Raw genomic sequence first — 16,324 nt, 5'->3', positions numbered from 1 at the left:
ACCATGACCAGCCAGAGCTACAGCAAATATATCAAGCAGGGCGCGATCTGGGGCTTCATCCTCGTCGAGCTGATCTTCTTCTCCGTCGCCGGACACTTCCTGTCGCTGTCGGACACCGCCTTCATGGATTTCGACAATATGCTTCTGCTCTTGAAGCAGTCGGTCCCGATCGGCATCATCGCCATCGGCATGACGGTGATCATGATCAACGGCAATATCGACCTGTCCGTCGGCGCGACCTTCGCGCTCGCCGGGATCGTCATGCTGGATTCGATGACATGGCCGATCTTTGCCGGGCTCGGCGACTGGGTGATCCCGATCTCCTGGGCGCTGGCGCTTCTGACCGGCGCCATTCTTGGCGGGCTCAACGGCCTCATCGTCTGGAAAACCGGCGTCGATGCCTTCATCGTCACGCTTGGCGCCATGCTCGGCTATCGCGGCCTCGTCTTCATGTATAATGGCGAGAACCCGACATCGCATCTGAACTGGACATTGGTTGATTTCGCCGAAGCGCAGTTTCTCGGCATTCACACCGCCAGTTGGTTCTTCCTCGCCGTCACCGCCATCATCTGGCTGGTGATGACGAAGACGGTGCATGGCCGAAACGCCTATGCGATCGGCGACAACCGCGAGGCGGCGATCAATGCCGGCATTCGCGTCGGCCCGCATTTCCTGCGCAATTTCATCCTGATCGGCTTTCTCGCGGCATTGAGCGCCGTGGTGTTCTACTCCGAAAGCGGCTCGGTCAACCCCAATGACGGCGAGCTTTATGAATTGTGGGCGATCACGGCTGTGGTCCTCGGCGGCACAAAGCTTGCCGGCGGTTCGGGCTCGATCCTCTCCACTTTCGGCGGCGTCATCGCCATCCAGCTTCTGCGCAAGGGCCTCGGCTATATCGGCGCGGACACCGAAACCGTCAATCTCGTGATCGGCCTCATTCTCATCGCCGTCCTGTTTCTGGACCGGCAGTTGAACCGCAAAGGCAGAGGGGAGCTCAGGATATGAGTGACATCAAACCGGCGCTGAGGCTCGACAATATCGTCAAGACCTTTCCCGGCGTGCGCGCGCTCGACGGCGTCTCGCTCGACATCCGTCCCGGCGAGGTCCACGCGCTTGTCGGCGAGAACGGCGCCGGCAAATCGACGCTGATGAAGGTGCTCGGCGGCATCCACCAGCCAGACGAGGGCCGCATCCTGATCGACGAGCAGCCGGTGGTGATGACCTCGCCGCTGCAGGCGAAATCGAAGGGCGTCGTCTTCATCCACCAGGAGCTCAGCCTGGCAACCGAGCTGACGGTGGCGGAAAACATCTTCCTCGGCGAATTGCCGCTGAAGCGCTTCGGCCTTGTCGACTGGAAGACATTGCATGACGACACGCAGCGCATCCTCGACAAGCTGAGGACGGGCTTTACGCCGGAAACCCGCGTCGGCGACCTCTCCATTGCCAACCAGCAGATGGTGGAAATCGCCCGCGCCCTGACGGTCGAGGCCAAGGCCGTGATCTTCGATGAGCCGACGGCTTCGCTGACCGATGCGGAAAAGGTCGTGCTCTTCGACGTGATCGCCGACCTGAAGGCCCAGGGCGTCGGCATCATCTATATCTCCCACCGCATGGAGGAGATTTTCAACATCACCGACCGCATCACCGTTCTGCGCGACGGCGAGTGCCGGGGCACGCTGGTGACGGCGGAAACGAACGAAGACGAGATCACCCAGCTGATGATCGGCCGATCGCTCGACCTCACCCGAAACCACGAACATGTACAGCTGGGCGAGGTCGCTCTCGCCGTCGAGAACCTCTCCTGCAACGGGCTTTTTCGCGATATCAGCTTCGATGTCCGAAGGGGCGAGGTCGTCGGCTTTTACGGCCTCGTCGGCGCCGGCCGCACGGAAATCGCCGAAACGCTGTTTGGCCTTCGCGAGCCGAGCGGCGGGCGCATTCTGCTGCAGGGCAAGCCGGTGAAGCTGCATTCGCCGATCGACGCGATCAGGAACGGCATCTCGCTGGTGCCGGAAGACCGCAAGGGCCAGGGCCTGGTGCTCGGCATGAACTGCCGCGACAACATGACATTACCGCAGGTCGGTGATCTCACCGCCGGGCCATTCGTCTCCGATGGCGCGGAGATCGCGATCTTCGACCAGTATCGCGACAAGCTCGATATCCGCACGCCAGGCTGGCGGCAGCTGGCGGGCAACCTCTCCGGCGGCAACCAGCAGAAGATCGTCATCGGCAAATGGCTCTCCATGCATCCCGATATCCTGATCGTCGACGAGCCGACCCGCGGCATCGACGTCGGCTCGAAATCCGAGATCCATAACCTCATCCGGGCGCTCGCCCGCCAGGGCTATGCCGTGATCGTCATCAGCTCGGAAATGCCGGAGGTGCTGCATGTCTCCGACAGGATCGTCGCCATGTATAGCGGCCGGATCACCGAGATCTTCACCGCCGAAGAGGTCTCAGAAGACAAGCTGATCCAGGCCATTTCCGGCCTCGAGGTCGAGAAGGCGAGTTGATGCGGATCGGATTTGCCGGGCTTGGCCGCATGGGCGCGGCCATGGCGCGCAATCTGGTGCGCGCCGGACATGATGTTATCGTCTGGAACCGCTCCGCCGGCAAGGCGAAGGGCTTTGCTGCGGAGACCGGCGCACGCACCGCTGAAACGCCGCGGGAACTGGCAGACAAGGCCGACATCGTCATCACCATGCTGGCGGATGATGCCGCCTCCGAAACGGCGCATTTCGGCGATGACGGGCTTTTCGCCGGCAAGCGCGCGCGCTGGTTCATCGAGATGGGCACGATGAGCCCCGACCATATCACAAATCTTGCCACCCGAGCTCCAGACGGCGCGACTGTGATCGATGCACCCGTTTCCGGCGCGACAAAGGCAGCCGAAGATTCTGCCTTGCTGATCATGGCCGGGTGCGATGCGGAAACCGGCACGCCGCTTCTTCCCGTGTTCGATGCGCTCGGCAAGAGGACCATTTTCCTCGGCGAAGGCGGCCGCGGCGCGGTGATGAAGCTCTCCGTCAACGCCCTGATCCACGGCATCAACCAGACGCTTGCCGAAGCCATGACGCTTGCGGAGGCTGCCGGCATTCAGGCGGAAGCGGCCTTCGACGTGATCGAGGCCTCGGCGGCGGCGGCTCCAATGCTGACATATCGCCGCCCGCTCTATCTCGATGAAACCGCCCATGACGTGACGTTCACGGTTGCCCTTGCCCGCAAGGACATGGCCGTCACGGCGGCGCTGGCCGAGCGACTCGGCACCGCGATGCCGCAGGGGCTTGTGACGCTCGACAAGCTGAAAGAGGCCGAGCGTGCCGGCTATGGCGCCCGCGACATGGCCTCGATCCTGAATTTCATGCGAAAGGAACAGACATGAAAGCCGTCCTTTTTGTCGGTGGCTGGGAAGGCCACGCGCCGAGTGCGTTTTCCGGCTGGTACGCCGACCTTCTGAAGGAGAACGACTTCAGCGTCGATGTCTACGACACGATGGAGCCGCTGGAACGCCCGGAGGAGCTGGCCGGCATCGACCTCATTACCCCGATCTGGTCATCGGCCCGCTCCGGCCACCGCGAGGAATTCGGCACGATGACCAAGCCGCAGGAAGATGGCCTGCTGAAGCTGATCGGCGATGGCTGCGGCATTGCCGGCTGGCACGGGCATATGGGCGACGCCTTCCGCGACCGCCCGACCTATCACTTCCTCATCGGCGGCCAGTTCGTCGCCCACCCGCCCGGCTGGCCCGACAACCTGCAGCCGCGCGAGGACTATATCGACTACGACGTCACCATCTGCCGTCCGTCCGACCCGATCGTCGCGGGCATCAGGAGCTTCCGGCTGCGCTCCGAGCAGTATTACATGCTGACGGACCCGTCGAACGAGGTTCTCGCGACCACGACCTTTTCCGGCGACCATCTCTGGTGGATCGAGGGCACGGTCATCCCCGTCGTGTGGAAGCGCCGCTGGGACAAGGGCCGCGTGTTCTACTGCTCGATCGGCCATGAACTTGCCGACCTGCAGGTGCCGCAGGTGACCGAGATCATCCGTCGGGGAGCGCTTTGGGCGGCGCGCGCGAAGACCTGACTTTCCCGCTCATACCGTGACGAGATGACTGATGATCGGCTTTCCCGGCGCAACGAGATGAAGCGCGTATTGCGCCGGATCGGTGGAAAAGCGGTAGGGCTGGCCTTCGCGCAAGTCCAGCGCCAGCTGGTGGGACGCCGACGGCGCAATGAAGACCGGCACGCCGGCGAGGCTGCCGGTGATCGCCCGGTGCATGTGACCGCAGAGGATGCCCTTGATGCCGCCATGGCCGGCAACGAGTTCTTCGAAACGCGCCCGCCCTTCGCCAAGCGCGATCGCATCCATATTGCGCTGGCCCGTCGCGATCGGCGGGTGATGCATGAAGATCAGAACCTCCGCGCCGCTGTGCCGTTGCAACGCATCTTCCAGCCATTCGAGCCGCGCGGCGCACAGCGCGCCCTGCGGCGCGCGGTCCACCAGCGTATCAAGGCCCAGAATGGTGACCGGATGAGCAGCATCCTCGATGCAGAGATGCCCGGAGCCTGTCTCCCCCACCATGCCTTCGAGACCCTTCAGCATCGGCGCGCGGGCATCGTGATTGCCCGGCACCGCCAGCACCGGAACGCCGAGTGACCGGAGCGCCCGGCCGATATGAAGGCATTCCGCCTCCCCCGCGTCTTCGCACAGATCGCCCGAAAACAGGATCAGGTCGGGCTTTACCGGCTGATCGGCAAGGCTTTGCAACAGGCGGTCGAACGCGGCCTCGGTATCGAACCGCCCGGCAAGCTTTCGCCCGCCGAGAACAAGATGCGTATCGGTGATCTGCGCAATCAACATCGCGGCTTTCCCTTCCGGCGGCAGACCTGCCATGCGCCCTTATTTCAGCCGCTTGATCAGGCTCGACGTATCCCAGCGGCCGCCGCCATCCTTCTGGATATCGGCATAGAACTGATCGACAAGGGCCGTGACCGGCAGGGACGCGCCGTTGCGGCGGGCCTCCGTCAGGCAGATATCGAGGTCCTTGCGCATCAGGTCGACGGCAAAGCCGAAGTCGAACTTGCCTTCATTCATCGTTGCGCCGCGATTTTCCATCTGCCAGGAGCCGGCTGCGCCCTTGGTGATGATGTCGAGCACGATGCCGACATCGATTTCGGCCTTCTGGGCGAAGTGAATGCCTTCGGAAAGCGCCTGCACCAGCCCGCCGATGCAGATCTGGTTGACCATCTTGGCAAGCTGGCCGCTGCCGGCCTCGCCGACGCGGCGGACAGAGCGTCCGTAACTTTCCATCACCGGACGCGCGCGCTCGAAATCGGCCTCGTCGCCGCCGCACATGACGGTCAGGACGCCATTGACCGCACCGGATTCGCCGCCGGAGACCGGAGCGTCGACAAAGGCGATGCCCTTTTCCTTCGCGGCCGCATAAAGCTCGCGCGCGACTTCGGCCGAGGCAGTGGTGTGATCGACGAAGACCGAGCCTTCCCTCATGGTCGAAAACGCGCCGTTCTCGCCAAGAACGACTTCGCGCAGATCATCATCATTGCCGACGCAGCAGAACACGATCTCCTTGCCGGAGGCCGCGGCGGCCGGGGTATCAGCCGCGCGTCCCTGGTAATCCCCGGTCCACCTTTCAGCCTTTAAGGCCGTGCGGTTGTAGACCGTGACAGTGTGTCCGTTTTTCACCAGATGACCGGCCATCGGATAACCCATCACGCCGAGACCGAGAAATGCAACATCTGCCATTGCGCCTGCCTTTCGTCTTTTCAGAATGCTGCCGACACCATCGCAATTTGCGGCCGTTTCGCAAGACCCTGCGGCCCGGGAACGCAAAAAAGCGCCGGTCGCCCGGCGCTCTCTGCGCAATTCTCTGCCTGCCAGTCCGGCTCAGTAAGTGGCGTCGGCCTCGTCGGCGGTTTCAAGCATCAGGTCGAGCATGACGATGCCTTCCTCACCGTATTTTTCCTCGATCAGGGCGCGCACGGCCGGCTGCGAGGCTTCGGCGAACTTCTCGAGCTCTTCCGGGGCGACGACATTGACTTCCATGGTTTCCGAGAGCGTCGGCAGACCCTTGTCGGAGGCTTCGATCACGCGGCTCATCGAGCGGCCGGCATCGGTTGCGACATCGGCGGCCCAGGAGACCAGATACTGGTTTTCCGGGCTGAGGCCGTCAAAGAACTCCTGGTTCATCGTCCAGATATAGGGCGTGATCAGGTGGTTGGTGATCGACAGGTATTTCTGCACTTCCTGGAACTTGGCGAAGGCAATGATCGGGATCGGGTTCATCTCGCCATCGGCAACGCCGGTCTGCAGCGCGGTATAGACTTCCGCCCAGGGCAGCGCCGTCGGCTGGCCGCCGAGCGAGGCAATCAACGCCTCATGGGTCGGCAGCGTCATGGTGCGGATCTTCAGCCCTTCCATATCTTCTACCGTCGCGATCGGGCGCTCGGAATTGGTGAATTCAAAAAAGCCGCCGGAATCGAGCAGGCCCAGAACCTTCAGTCCGGTCTTGCCTTCAAGGTCTTCGGAAAAGGCCTGGCCGAAGGCGCTGTCCTTGTCGATCACCTGACTGGCGACGCCGATATTGGGGAAGGCAAAGGGAATATCGAACACGCCGACCAGCGGATAGTGCTCGGCCATGCCGCCGGCGGACGAAATGGTGCTTTCCACGAGACCGGAACGCACCTGGTCGATGACCTCCGAATCCTTGCCGAGCTGGCCGTTGGGGAAGAGCTGGACCTCGATCTCGCCATTGGAATTGCTTTCCACCAGCGACTTGAACACTGCGGCCATGGCGCCCGAATGACTTTCGAAGGGGTCTTCGGGGTTGAGATGGGCAAGGCGGATGGTGATGTCTGCGGCAAAGGCCTGGCCCGCAAGGCAGGCAGCGGCGACGCCGAGGGTCAATGTCTTGATAAGCTTCACGGTATTGCTCCTGTTTCAGTTCCACTCTTTTGGTTGATTTCTGCTAGAGCCCCAGAAGATGAGGCACGAACAAGGTCATTTTTTCCCAGTAGGCCACGCCGAGAAGGACGATCACTTCGGCGAGAATGAAGGGCCAGAGTTCGCGCGCAATGGCCTCGACCTTCTCGCCCGTCACCGAGGCAAGGACAAAGAGGCAGGCCCCCACCGGCGGCGTCATCAGCGAGATATTGAGGGCGAGGATGATCATGATGCCGGCATGCACCGGCTCCATGCCGAGCTTGGCCATCAGCGGCGCGAGCACAGGCGCCAGAATGATCAGCGTGGCATTGATATCCATCACCAGACCGATCATCAGCAACAGCGCAACGATGAGCCCGATGACGACATAGCGGTTTTCCGAGACCGCCAGCAGCGTCTCGGCGATCGCCTGCGGCACGCGGTTATAGGTCATCCACCAGCCGAGGATGGTCGCCGAGGCGATGATCAGAAAGATGACGCCGGTGATGCGCGCGGTGCGCACGCCGATCTGATAGAGATCCGCCCATGAAAGAGAGCGGTAGATCACGCCGCCGACGAAGAGCGCATAGGCAACGGCAACGGCGGCCGCTTCCGTCGGCGTGGCAAAACCGCCGAGGATCGAGCCCAGGATGAAGACCGGCAGGAGGGCCGCGAGAAAGCCTTCGCGGAAGGCGCTGATGACGGCCTTGAACGAGGGGCCGCCCTCCCCCTTCGGCAGGTTCTTGCGCCGCGCCGTCAGCGCGATCACGCCCATGCAGACGACGCAAATGAGAAGTCCGGGCAGGATGCCGGCGGCAAAAAGCCCGGCAATCGACACACCCATGATTGATCCGTATATGATCGCTAGCGTCGAGGGCGGGATCGTCGGTCCGATGATCGAACCGGCGGCCGTCACGGCGCAGGCATAGGGCCTTGAATAACCGCCCTTGACCATGGCCGGCACCAGCGTATTGCCAAAGGCGGCCGCATCGGCGGTCGCAGACCCGGTGATGCCGGCAAACATGACGGAGGCCACCATGTTGGAATGGGCCATGCCGCCGCGCATCCAGCCGACCAGCGCATCAGCCAGACGCACCAGCCCGTGGGTGATGCCGGACCGGTTCATGATCTCGCCCGCCAGGATGAAGAAGGGCATCGCAAGGAATGGAAACAGGTCGAGACCGGCGAACATCCGGTCCGGCGCCATGGCGAGAAAGCGCGGGCCGATATCGAACATGCCGATGAGGCCGGCAACGCCGATGGTGATGCCCACCGGAAGCCCAAGCGCCAGAAGGCCGAAGAACGCGACGGGAACAAGGATCATCGCCATCAGTCAAGCTCCCCGCCAACGCTCATCGCGCCGGTCGATTGCGGTGCGCGTGCGGCAAGCGCATCACTGATACCGTTCAATGCAATCTGGATTGCGGCGATGGCGGCAGCCGCCGGCACCGCTGAGAAGGCATAGCCCTTGGGCATGGCGTAGATCATCGTGACCCGCGAGAAGCCCTTCTCGGCAAAGCCGAGCCCGTACCAGAACAGGATGAAGAAGAAGACGAAGCTCAGCACATCGAAGGCGATCGCCAGGAAGCGGCGCGTTGACGCCGGCATGCGTACGAAAAGAAACTCGACGCCGATATGCTCGCGATGGACAATGCCGCAGGAAATGGCCAAGAGCGCCATCCAGATCATCAGATAGCGCGCCAGCTCCTCGGTAAAGGTCAGCGGCAGCGGAATGAGATAGCGCGAGACAATGCCGAGCCAGACATCGAAGACCAGCAGGACCAGCAGCACGACGCAGGCGACCTCGACGACGCGATTGAGCCTGTGACTGGCGCGCTTGGCTTTGACTGCAAATTCGCTCATCAATTGGGTCCTGCGGAAGGAAATTCGGCGGCGACGGGAGTATGAAAACTCAATTGCATTTCATTTGCAACGACGAAAATTTGTTTTCATAAATGTTTTTGACACATGGGAGAGATCGAGAGACGAATGACAGCAGAAAGCAAGAACCCGCCGCTGACGGAACGCCTGCATGCGCTTTACGCCGACCTGCCGGCGCGCGAACGCCAGATCGCCGATTTCATTCTCGAAAGCCCGGGAGAACTGGCGCTGATCAATGCGAATGAGTTGGCCGAACGCACCAGCGTCTCCAATGCCACGGTGACGCGGCTTTTCCAGCGGCTCGGCTACCAGAGTTTTGACGAGGCCCGCCGTGCGGTGCGCGAATTGCGCGCACAGGGATCGCCCTTCTATCTGGCGGAAAAGGAGGCCGGCCCGCGCGGCCAGGGGATTTCACAAACCCTTGCCGGCGAGATCCAGCGGCTCGAGGCATCGCTTGCCATGCAGTCGCCGCTCACCGTCAGCGCGGTCTGCGAAGCCATTGCCAAGGCCCGCACGGTGCGGGTCGCGGGTTTTCGCAACAGCTATTTTCCGGCGGCCTATTTCTGCACGACGTTGTCCGCCATGCGACCGGATGCGTCCATGCTCAACAGTGCCGGGCAGACGCTGGCGGAAACGGCGGCCGGTCTTGGCAAGGAGGACGTGGTTGTGCTCGTGGCGCTCCGCCGGCGTCCTGCCGGTTTTCTCAACCTTGTGAAGACGCTTGCCGCCTCCGGCTGCCGCATCGTGCTGATTGCCGACCGCAGCATTCGCGAGGCCCCGGCTCATGCGACGTGGACGCTTTATTGCGCGGTTGAAACCCCACAACTGCTCGATTCATACGCGGGCGCGATGGCCGTGCTCAGACTGCTGGCGCTGGAGACCATGCGCAAGCTCGGCCCCGATGCCCGCCGAAGGCTGGCGGACATCGAGCAATTGCATGACACGCTGAACGATCTTGAAAGTTAGAGCGCCGTGCGTCCATTCGGACGCACAAAGGACGCTCTAACCTATTGAATCTACGCATCGTGCTTTCCGAAAATCGATTCCGATTTTCGGGCCGATGCGCTAGGCTTTATTTCGCCGCATAGGGCGAAATTTCGCGCGGCAGGAATTCGCCATCCCCAAGCGCGCCCGTGATCTTGCCGTCCTCGCACACGGTCTTGCCGCGCAGGATGGTCATCACCGGCCAGCCCTTCACCTTCAGGCCCTCGTAGGGCGTATAATCGGCCCCGTGGTGCATGCCGGTTTGCGTGATGGTTTCCTCGCGGTTGGCATCCCAAAGCACGAGATCGGCATCGAAGCCGGGCGCGATCGAACCCTTCTTCGGGTAGAGGCCGTACATCTTCGCGTGATTGGTCGAAGTGAGCGCGACGAACTCGTTCAATGAAATCCGCCCTTCGCTGACGCCCTTGGAGAAGAACACCTGCATGCGGTTTTCAACGCCCGGAATGCCGTTCGGCACCCAGCGGAAGGACGTTTTGCCCTTGCCCGACATCTTGCCGTCCGGCCCGTCGAAGAAGAAGGGGCAGTGGTCGGAGGAAAAGGTCGTAAACACGCCGCCGCGAATACCTTCCCAGATGGCGTCCCAGCTGTCGCGATCGCGCGGCGGCGGCGAGCAGACATATTTGCCGCCGGTTTCGTCCATGTTGAAACCCTTCATGTCGTCTGCCGTGAGCGCGATATACTGGGTGCAGGTCTCGCCATAGATCTTCAACCCCTTCTGCTGCGCCCAACGGATCTGCTCCATCGTCTCGCGACCGGAAACATGAACGATCATGATCGGCACGTCGACAAGCTGCGCATGGCTGATGGCGCGGTGGGCGGCCTCGCGCTCCACCACTTCCGGACGGGAAACGCCATGATAATAGGGCGCGGTCTTGCCGGCCTTTTCCAGCTTTTCGGTCATGAAGCGGATGGCGTCATAGCCCTCGCAATGGACCATGACGAGGGCCTTGCAATCGCGCGCGCAATCGAACACCTCCAGAAGCTCGCGGTCGTTCAGCACCATGTCGTCATAGGTCATGAACACCTTGAAGGAGGTGTAGCCGCTTTCCACCAGCCCCGGCAGGTCCTGGCCGAGCGCCTGCGGCGTCGGGTCCGTGATGATCAGGTGGAAGCCGTAATCGCAATAGGACTGGCCGCGCGCCTTCTCGTGATAGGCGGCAACGGCCTCGCGCAGGTTTTCGCCGCGCGACTGAAGCGCGAAGGGAATGACGGTCGTGGTGCCGCCGGCGATCGCCGAGCGCGTGCCGGTTTCAAAACCGTCGGCCATCTGCGGACTGCCCGGCGCGGAAGGTTGGGCAAGATGCACATGGCTGTCGATGCCGCCGGGCATGACCAGCAGGCCCGATGCGTCGATCTCCCTGTCCGCCGTGCCGAGATCCGTGCCGGCGGCGACGATCTTGCCGCCTCTTACAGCGATGTCGGCATTGAACGTGTCCGCTGCGGTCACACAGGTGCCGTTGCGGATCAGAAGGTCAAAATCAGCCATGAAAAGCTCCTTGGTACGCAAATCATTTCTGCGACCTGAGCCGGATAAACTCGCCAAGCCCGATCAGGGCGATATTGGCAACCACCAGCATCAAAGCGATCGCATCAAGCGCGGGGGAAATATTGAAGCGGAAGTCCGAAGCCACCAGGATGGATAGCGGCTGCGCCCGCCCGCTCAGGAAAGATGTGAGCACATATTCTGCCGAAGAGAGCACAAATGCAATAAACCAGGAGGCCATCAGACCGTTTTTCATCAGCGGCAGCGTGACCCGGCGAAAAGCGGAGAAATGGCTGGCGCCGAGATCGAAGGCCGCTTCCTCAAGTCGGCTGTCGATCCGCATCAGCACCGAGGCATTCACCAGCGTCGTAAACGGCAAGATGATGACCGTCTGCCCGGCAATGATGGTCCAGATCGAGCGGTCAATGCCGAGATCGGAAAGCAGGATGAGCTGCGCCACCGCCAGAATGAGCTTGGGGATCAGGAAAGGCAGCAGGATCACGACCAGCAGCAACATGCGCCGTTTGATCGGAAAGCGCGTCAGCGCCAGTGCGGCCATCGCCCCCAGAACGGTGGAAAAAAGCGCTGTCGGAATGGCGACCAGGAAGGTGAGCTTCAGTCCACCGAGAAGCCTCAGATCGGTGAAGGTCTCGTCATACCACTGAAGCGTAAACCCCTGCAGCGGGAAGGCGATGATCTCCGAATTGTTGAAGGAGAAGATCGCGATCATCGCCACCGGCAGGTACATGAAGATGTAGACAAGCCAGACCCAGGCGGTCGCGATGCTGGTTGCACGGCCTTTCATCAGGCTTCTCCCCCGACCATGGCCCTGCCGAGCGACGAGCGCGAAATGGCGACGACGGCGGCGGCGAAGAAACAGAACAGGATCGCCAGCATGGTCCAGGCAATGGCGGAACCAAGCGGCCAGTCAAACGCCGTGCCGAAGAGATCATTGATTGCCGAGATGATGGTGACGCCGGACGCGCCGCCGACAAGCTGCGGCGTGAGATAGTCGCCGACCACCATGACGAACACCATCAACCCGCCGGCAATGAGGCCCGGGGCCGTCAGCGGCAGCGTCACACGCCGGAAGGCCGACCATGTCCCCGCGCCCAGATCGGTCGCCGCTTCGACCAGCCGGTCGTCCAGCGCCTCGAAGGCGAGCCACAGGCCGATGACCATGAAGGGCAGATAGTTATAGGTCAGCACGATATGGGTGGCGAGCGGGGAGAACAGCAGGCTGCTGAGGGGGCGGGCAATTGCGCCTGTCCACATCAACAGCGAGTTCAGCACGCCTTCCGCGCCCAGCAGCACCCGCCAGGCGAAGATGCGCACCATATCGCCGGTATAAAGCGGCACCAGAAGCAGGGTCAAAAGCGCCGACTTGTAGTGAACCACGCGCTTGGCGATAAACCAGGCGACCGGATAGCCGATGACGGCCGTCAGCGCGGTGATTGCAAGGCCGGAGAGGAAGGCCTTGGCGATCAGCCAGCGATAGGTGCCGCTTCCGGCAATGCGCGCATAGTTCTTCAACGTAGGATCGGTGACGATGGCGACGAAATCGACCTGAAAGAAGGAATAGGCAAAGAGGATGGCCAGCGGCGCGAGGCAAAGTGCCAGAACCGCGACAAAGACCGGAGCGGCCAGCCATCCGCCGATACGGGCTTTTTCCATCGGCCTAGCCCCCATTTCCCGCAGCCGCGATCCAGCCGCGCCCGGCTTCGAAGGAAAGGCCGACCGTCGCACCGACTTCAGGAGGCCCTTCGTCACGCGCAATCAGGGAAATCTCGGTCCCATCCTCAAGCGTGGTTTCGACCAGCCATTCCGAGCCCCTGAACACAGTGTGGGTCACCTTTGCCGGAATGCCGGAGGACGCGGAGAGTTCGACCTGCTCGGCCCGCAGCGTTAGAACCGCCTCGTCGCCTGCACCAAGACCGCTGACGGCGGGACACGCAAACTCGCCCGCAGATGTGGCAATCGTGGCCGTGTCTTCCGCCACGGAGACGATCCGGCCGGGGACGAGATTGGCGCCGCCGATGAAATCCGCGACATAGGCCGTTGCCGGCTTGCGATAGATATCCGCCGGCGCGCCCTGCTGCTCGATCCGCCCGTCATTCATCACGATGATCCGGTCCGACAGGGCAAAGGCCTCTTCCTGGTCGTGGGTGACATGCAGGAAGGTCATGCCCAGGCGGCGCTGCAGATCCTTCAGTTCGATCTGCATGTCCTTGCGCATGCGCCGGTCGAGCGCGGAAAGCGGCTCATCGAGCAGAAGAATGCGCGGCTCGTTGACGATCGCGCGCGCCAGCGCCACGCGCTGCTGCTGCCCGCCGGACAACTGCCGCGGGCGCCGATCGGCCATTGCCTCCATCTGCACCATGGAAAGAGCCGCATCCACCTTCGCCGAAAGTTCGGATTTCGAAAGGTTGCGATAGGCGAGCCCGAAGCCGACATTTTCCCGCACGTTCAGATGCGGAAACAGCGCATAGTTCTGGAAGACCGTATTGACCGGCCGTTGCGCCGCGCCAAGGCCTGCAAGCGAGCGGCCGTCAAGCTCGATCAGGCCCGAGGAGATTTCCTCGAACCCGCCGATCATCCTCAAAAGTGAGGTTTTTCCGCACCCCGACGGGCCCAGAAGCGTGACATAGGAATTGGCCTCGATGGCAAAATCGATGCCGCGCACGGCATGAACCTTGCCATATTCCTTGTGGACAGCCACGCCCTTCAAAAGGGGCGCGGCGGGTTTTGCGGCCTCGACCGGTTTCGTCGGGGATGCGGACTGCATGCTTAGCTGGCCTTTACTTCGTTCCAGATGGCGACCCAGTCATTGTAACGCGGCGGGTTCTGCTTCCAGACGAAGCTGTCCATCACCGAGAGATCGCTGATGAAGATCTTTTCCTTCTGGTCGTCCGGAATCAGATCGCGCGCGGCAGAGGTCGACTGGGCATAAGGACCGCCGAAAGCGAGCTTTTCGCCATATTGCGGGCCGAGCAGATAGTTGACGAGATTGAAGACCGCATCGAGCTTCTCGCCTTCGACGCCGGCGGGAACGGCAAGCGTATCGCACCAGCCGATGACGCCCTGTTTCGGCTTGGCCATGCCCATGTCCAGGCCGCGTTCCTTCAGGTCGTAATAGGGCGGCACCCAGGAGAAGGCGCAGACGACTTCCCCGGAGGCAAAGAGGTTGGTGAGGTCGCCGATCGAATTCCAGTAGGTGCGCAGAAGCTTCTTCTGGGCCATCAACGCCTTCTTGACCTCGGCGAGTTGCTTGTCATCCATGACGAACATTTCGTCGCGCGGAATGCCGAGATACATGGCGGCGATCATGATGCCTTCCAGCGCATAATCGCGCATGGCGAGCTTGCCGGCATATTTGTCGCCCTCGAAGAAGACCGACCAGTCCGGCTCTGCGTCCATCAGATCGGCGCGATAGACGATCGGGTTGATGCCCCAGTAGAAAGGAATGCCATAGGTCTTGCCGTCCTTCTTGCCGAGATGGGTGTTCTTGAAGGTGTCGTAAAGCAGGTCGCCATTGGTGACCTTGGAAAAGTCAATCGGCTGCAGCAGGTCGGATGCGACGTAATATTCCACCTTGTCGAGGCCGGGCGTGATCAGGTCGACCGAGGACGCGCCGCCGGCGCGCAGCTTGGCGAACTGTTCGTCATCCGTACCGATGAAGGTCTTGGTGATATCGATGCCGGGATTTTCGTTGAGGAAAGCGGCGAGATAGTCCGGCTTTGCCAGGTTTTCCCAGGTCATCCAGGCAATGTCGGTGGCGGCGAAGGCGCGGCCGAGCGGTGAGAATGCGCTCAGCGCGGCACCGGCAGCAGCCGTTTTCAGAAGTCCGCGGCGATTGATGTCAAAAGTCATTGCTCGATCCCTTTTCAAAGGTTCCCCATTGTCATTCGAGGTGATGGCCGACGGTTTTCGCGCGACCCGGATCAAGTAAAAACCTTTTTCATAAAATCATCAACATGAAAAATGTGTTTCATTTTTCGGCAATTGACTAAGCCTTGGGCAATTTGCGCGTCACAAGCGGCGCGCCGAGCTGATCAAGCGCCGAATGCAGTTCCTCGATTTCCGCCAGACGATCGACCGCCGCCTCGCCCAGAACCTGGCTGGTTGTCGAGCAGAGATAATTGATCAGGCTCATCGGCGCGACATAGCTGTCAAACAGCGCATGGCCGCGATTGTGGCAACGCAGCGTCAGCGTGGCGAGTTGCGCCGTGCGCGCCGCCGTCATATCGGCAATCAGCAGGATCGGCGTGCCGGCCTTCTGCACGGCGGCCATGATGTCGCGCAACTGTGCCGGCCGGCGGCGAAAGCCGAAGACCAGGAAAAGATCCTCCGGCCCCATGCCGGCAAGCTCCTCGCCCATGGACATGCCGGCGGCGGGAATCAGCCGGACATCAGGCTTCAGATTGACCAGCAGCGCCCGCGCATAGGTGGCAAGCGCCATGGAATTGCGGAAACCGAGGATCCAGATGCGCTTTGCCCCGGCCAGCATGGCCACCGCGCGCTCGATCTCGTTTTCGCCCAGCATTTCCGCCGTGCGCGTCAGGTTCTGCAGGTCCTGGGCGATATGCAGGCCGAAATCGCCGGCCGAAAGCCTTTTGCCGCCCGTGCCCGTCAGTTCGTAAAGCGGCGAGCCCCAGTCCTCGCTCTGGCGCGCCATCACCCGCGCCTCGTTGTAGCTGGCATAGCCGAGCCGCTTGAAGAAGCGCGCCGCCGTGGCGTTGGAAATGCTGGCCTTCGCGGCCAGTTCACCGGCGGTGAAGCTTGCCAGATTGTTCTGCGATTCCATCACCACTGCCGCGAGGCGTCGCTCCGATGCGGTCAGTTCGTCATAGATCTCCATGATCCGCACGTCGATCGGTCGGCTGTCATCCTGCTCGCTCATGGCCCGCTCTTTTCATGATATTTAATTTACGAAAAAATATTTTCATTTTTTGTTGACTGATCAATCGCCGGAGCTATCCTTCGCATAGTTTCGTGATTTTTGGAATGTTTCCG

16 protein-coding genes are annotated in these 16,324 nt (G+C 61.7%); 5 read left to right on the top strand and 11 right to left on the bottom strand.

The features are described from left to right. The first annotated feature begins 3 nt into the window (after positions 1 to 3). From FF124_RS02955 to FF124_RS02940, 4 genes are read left to right on the top strand one after another with little or no spacing between them, the layout of a single operon-like run. Positions 4 to 1,005, top strand: a complete 1,002-nt coding sequence (locus tag FF124_RS02955) for an ABC transporter permease (RefSeq protein ID WP_138747009.1) — start codon at positions 4 to 6, stop codon at positions 1,003 to 1,005. Next, on the top strand, positions 1,002 to 2,513 hold the full coding sequence (locus FF124_RS02950) for a sugar ABC transporter ATP-binding protein (protein ID WP_138747008.1): 1,512 nt from the start codon (positions 1,002 to 1,004) through the stop codon (positions 2,511 to 2,513). Before FF124_RS02955 ends, FF124_RS02950 begins: the two co-directional genes overlap by 4 nt. Then, positions 2,513 to 3,382 carry an NAD(P)-dependent oxidoreductase gene (locus FF124_RS02945; protein WP_138747007.1) on the top strand — a complete coding sequence of 290 codons (870 nt, stop codon included), beginning with the start codon at positions 2,513 to 2,515 and terminating at the stop codon, positions 3,380 to 3,382. Before FF124_RS02950 ends, FF124_RS02945 begins: the two co-directional genes overlap by 1 nt. Beyond that, positions 3,379 to 4,086 carry a ThuA domain-containing protein gene (locus tag FF124_RS02940; RefSeq protein ID WP_138747006.1) on the top strand — a complete coding sequence of 236 codons (708 nt, stop codon included), beginning with the start codon at positions 3,379 to 3,381 and terminating at the stop codon, positions 4,084 to 4,086. Before FF124_RS02945 ends, FF124_RS02940 begins: the two co-directional genes overlap by 4 nt. 9 nt (positions 4,087 to 4,095) lie before the next feature. Here the strand turns inward: FF124_RS02940 and FF124_RS02935 are convergent, their stop codons facing one another. The 5 genes from FF124_RS02935 to FF124_RS02915 form a co-directional block, all read right to left on the bottom strand. Next, positions 4,096 to 4,863: a phosphodiesterase gene (locus FF124_RS02935; RefSeq protein WP_187326787.1), complete on the bottom strand. Its 768-nt coding sequence runs from the start codon at positions 4,861 to 4,863 to the stop codon at positions 4,096 to 4,098. A gap of 39 nt (positions 4,864 to 4,902) precedes the next feature. Continuing rightward, complete coding sequence (locus FF124_RS02930; protein ID WP_138747004.1) at positions 4,903 to 5,766, bottom strand: NAD(P)-dependent oxidoreductase; 864 nt, start codon at positions 5,764 to 5,766, stop codon at positions 4,903 to 4,905. 141 nt (positions 5,767 to 5,907) lie between these two features. Further along, positions 5,908 to 6,945, bottom strand: a complete 1,038-nt coding sequence (locus FF124_RS02925; protein ID WP_210237424.1) for a TRAP transporter substrate-binding protein — start codon at positions 6,943 to 6,945, stop codon at positions 5,908 to 5,910. A gap of 43 nt (positions 6,946 to 6,988) precedes the next feature. Beyond that, on the bottom strand, positions 6,989 to 8,272 hold the full coding sequence (locus FF124_RS02920; RefSeq protein WP_246072158.1) for a TRAP transporter large permease: 1,284 nt from the start codon (positions 8,270 to 8,272) through the stop codon (positions 6,989 to 6,991). Beyond that, on the bottom strand, positions 8,272 to 8,805 hold the full coding sequence (locus tag FF124_RS02915; RefSeq protein WP_138747003.1) for a TRAP transporter small permease: 534 nt from the start codon (positions 8,803 to 8,805) through the stop codon (positions 8,272 to 8,274). The genes FF124_RS02920 and FF124_RS02915 overlap by 1 nt, the downstream gene beginning before the upstream one ends. A gap of 126 nt (positions 8,806 to 8,931) precedes the next feature. Between FF124_RS02915 and FF124_RS02910 the strand changes: the two genes are divergently transcribed. Next, the gene (locus FF124_RS02910; RefSeq protein WP_138747002.1) at positions 8,932 to 9,789 is read left to right on the top strand and encodes a MurR/RpiR family transcriptional regulator; all 858 of its coding nucleotides are present in this window, start codon (positions 8,932 to 8,934) and stop codon (positions 9,787 to 9,789) included. A gap of 106 nt (positions 9,790 to 9,895) precedes the next feature. Here the strand turns inward: FF124_RS02910 and hydA are convergent, their stop codons facing one another. The 6 genes from hydA to FF124_RS02880 all read right to left on the bottom strand — a co-directional run bounded on the left by hydA (position 9,896) and on the right by FF124_RS02880 (position 16,211). Further along, complete coding sequence (gene hydA, locus FF124_RS02905; RefSeq protein ID WP_138747001.1) at positions 9,896 to 11,314, bottom strand: dihydropyrimidinase; 1,419 nt, start codon at positions 11,312 to 11,314, stop codon at positions 9,896 to 9,898. A gap of 22 nt (positions 11,315 to 11,336) precedes the next feature. Further along, positions 11,337 to 12,116, bottom strand: coding sequence for an ABC transporter permease (locus FF124_RS02900; RefSeq protein WP_138747000.1), 780 nt, complete (start codon positions 12,114 to 12,116; stop codon positions 11,337 to 11,339). Next, a complete protein-coding gene (locus FF124_RS02895) occupies positions 12,116 to 12,985 on the bottom strand; it encodes an ABC transporter permease (RefSeq protein WP_138746999.1) in 870 nt (289 codons plus the stop codon). The genes FF124_RS02900 and FF124_RS02895 overlap by 1 nt, the downstream gene beginning before the upstream one ends. A gap of 4 nt (positions 12,986 to 12,989) precedes the next feature. Then, complete coding sequence (locus FF124_RS02890; protein ID WP_138746998.1) at positions 12,990 to 14,096, bottom strand: ABC transporter ATP-binding protein; 1,107 nt, start codon at positions 14,094 to 14,096, stop codon at positions 12,990 to 12,992. Between the two features lie 2 nt (positions 14,097 to 14,098). After that, positions 14,099 to 15,181 (bottom strand): extracellular solute-binding protein, encoded by a 1,083-nt coding sequence (locus FF124_RS02885; RefSeq protein ID WP_210237423.1) that lies wholly within the window; start codon positions 15,179 to 15,181, stop codon positions 14,099 to 14,101. A 136-nt stretch (positions 15,182 to 15,317) separates the two neighbouring features. Further along, a complete protein-coding gene (locus tag FF124_RS02880; RefSeq protein ID WP_138746997.1) occupies positions 15,318 to 16,211 on the bottom strand; it encodes a MurR/RpiR family transcriptional regulator in 894 nt (297 codons plus the stop codon). Positions 16,212 to 16,324: the final 113 nt, after the last annotated feature.

The sequence above is a fragment of the Martelella lutilitoris genome, from assembly GCF_005924265.1.
Taxonomy (GTDB): Bacteria; Pseudomonadota; Alphaproteobacteria; order Rhizobiales; family Rhizobiaceae; genus Martelella; species Martelella lutilitoris.
Note: the sequence above shows the minus strand (reverse complement) of the source record. Positions and strands in the feature narration are given on the sequence as shown.

Excerpts from the sequence above, each read along its gene's own strand:
- FF124_RS02955 (WP_138747009.1), top strand. The coding sequence starts at position 4 with ATGACCAGCCAGAGCTACAGCAAATATATCAAGCAGGGCGCGATCTGG.
- FF124_RS02950 (WP_138747008.1), top strand. The coding sequence starts at position 1,002 with ATGAGTGACATCAAACCGGCGCTGAGGCTCGACAATATCGTCAAGACC.
- FF124_RS02945 (WP_138747007.1), top strand. The coding sequence starts at position 2,513 with ATGCGGATCGGATTTGCCGGGCTTGGCCGCATGGGCGCGGCCATGGCG.
- FF124_RS02940 (WP_138747006.1), top strand. The coding sequence starts at position 3,379 with ATGAAAGCCGTCCTTTTTGTCGGTGGCTGGGAAGGCCACGCGCCGAGT.
- FF124_RS02935 (WP_187326787.1), bottom strand. The coding sequence starts at position 4,863 with ATGTTGATTGCGCAGATCACCGATACGCATCTTGTTCTCGGCGGGCGA.
- FF124_RS02930 (WP_138747004.1), bottom strand. The coding sequence starts at position 5,766 with ATGGCAGATGTTGCATTTCTCGGTCTCGGCGTGATGGGTTATCCGATG.
- FF124_RS02920 (WP_246072158.1), bottom strand. The coding sequence starts at position 8,272 with ATGGCGATGATCCTTGTTCCCGTCGCGTTCTTCGGCCTTCTGGCGCTT.
- FF124_RS02915 (WP_138747003.1), bottom strand. The coding sequence starts at position 8,805 with ATGAGCGAATTTGCAGTCAAAGCCAAGCGCGCCAGTCACAGGCTCAAT.
- FF124_RS02910 (WP_138747002.1), top strand. The coding sequence starts at position 8,932 with ATGACAGCAGAAAGCAAGAACCCGCCGCTGACGGAACGCCTGCATGCG.
- hydA (WP_138747001.1), bottom strand. The coding sequence starts at position 11,314 with ATGGCTGATTTTGACCTTCTGATCCGCAACGGCACCTGTGTGACCGCA.
- FF124_RS02900 (WP_138747000.1), bottom strand. The coding sequence starts at position 12,116 with ATGAAAGGCCGTGCAACCAGCATCGCGACCGCCTGGGTCTGGCTTGTC.
- FF124_RS02895 (WP_138746999.1), bottom strand. The coding sequence starts at position 12,985 with ATGGAAAAAGCCCGTATCGGCGGATGGCTGGCCGCTCCGGTCTTTGTC.
- FF124_RS02890 (WP_138746998.1), bottom strand. The coding sequence starts at position 14,096 with ATGCAGTCCGCATCCCCGACGAAACCGGTCGAGGCCGCAAAACCCGCC.
- FF124_RS02885 (WP_210237423.1), bottom strand. The coding sequence starts at position 15,181 with ATGACTTTTGACATCAATCGCCGCGGACTTCTGAAAACGGCTGCTGCC.
- FF124_RS02880 (WP_138746997.1), bottom strand. The coding sequence starts at position 16,211 with ATGAGCGAGCAGGATGACAGCCGACCGATCGACGTGCGGATCATGGAG.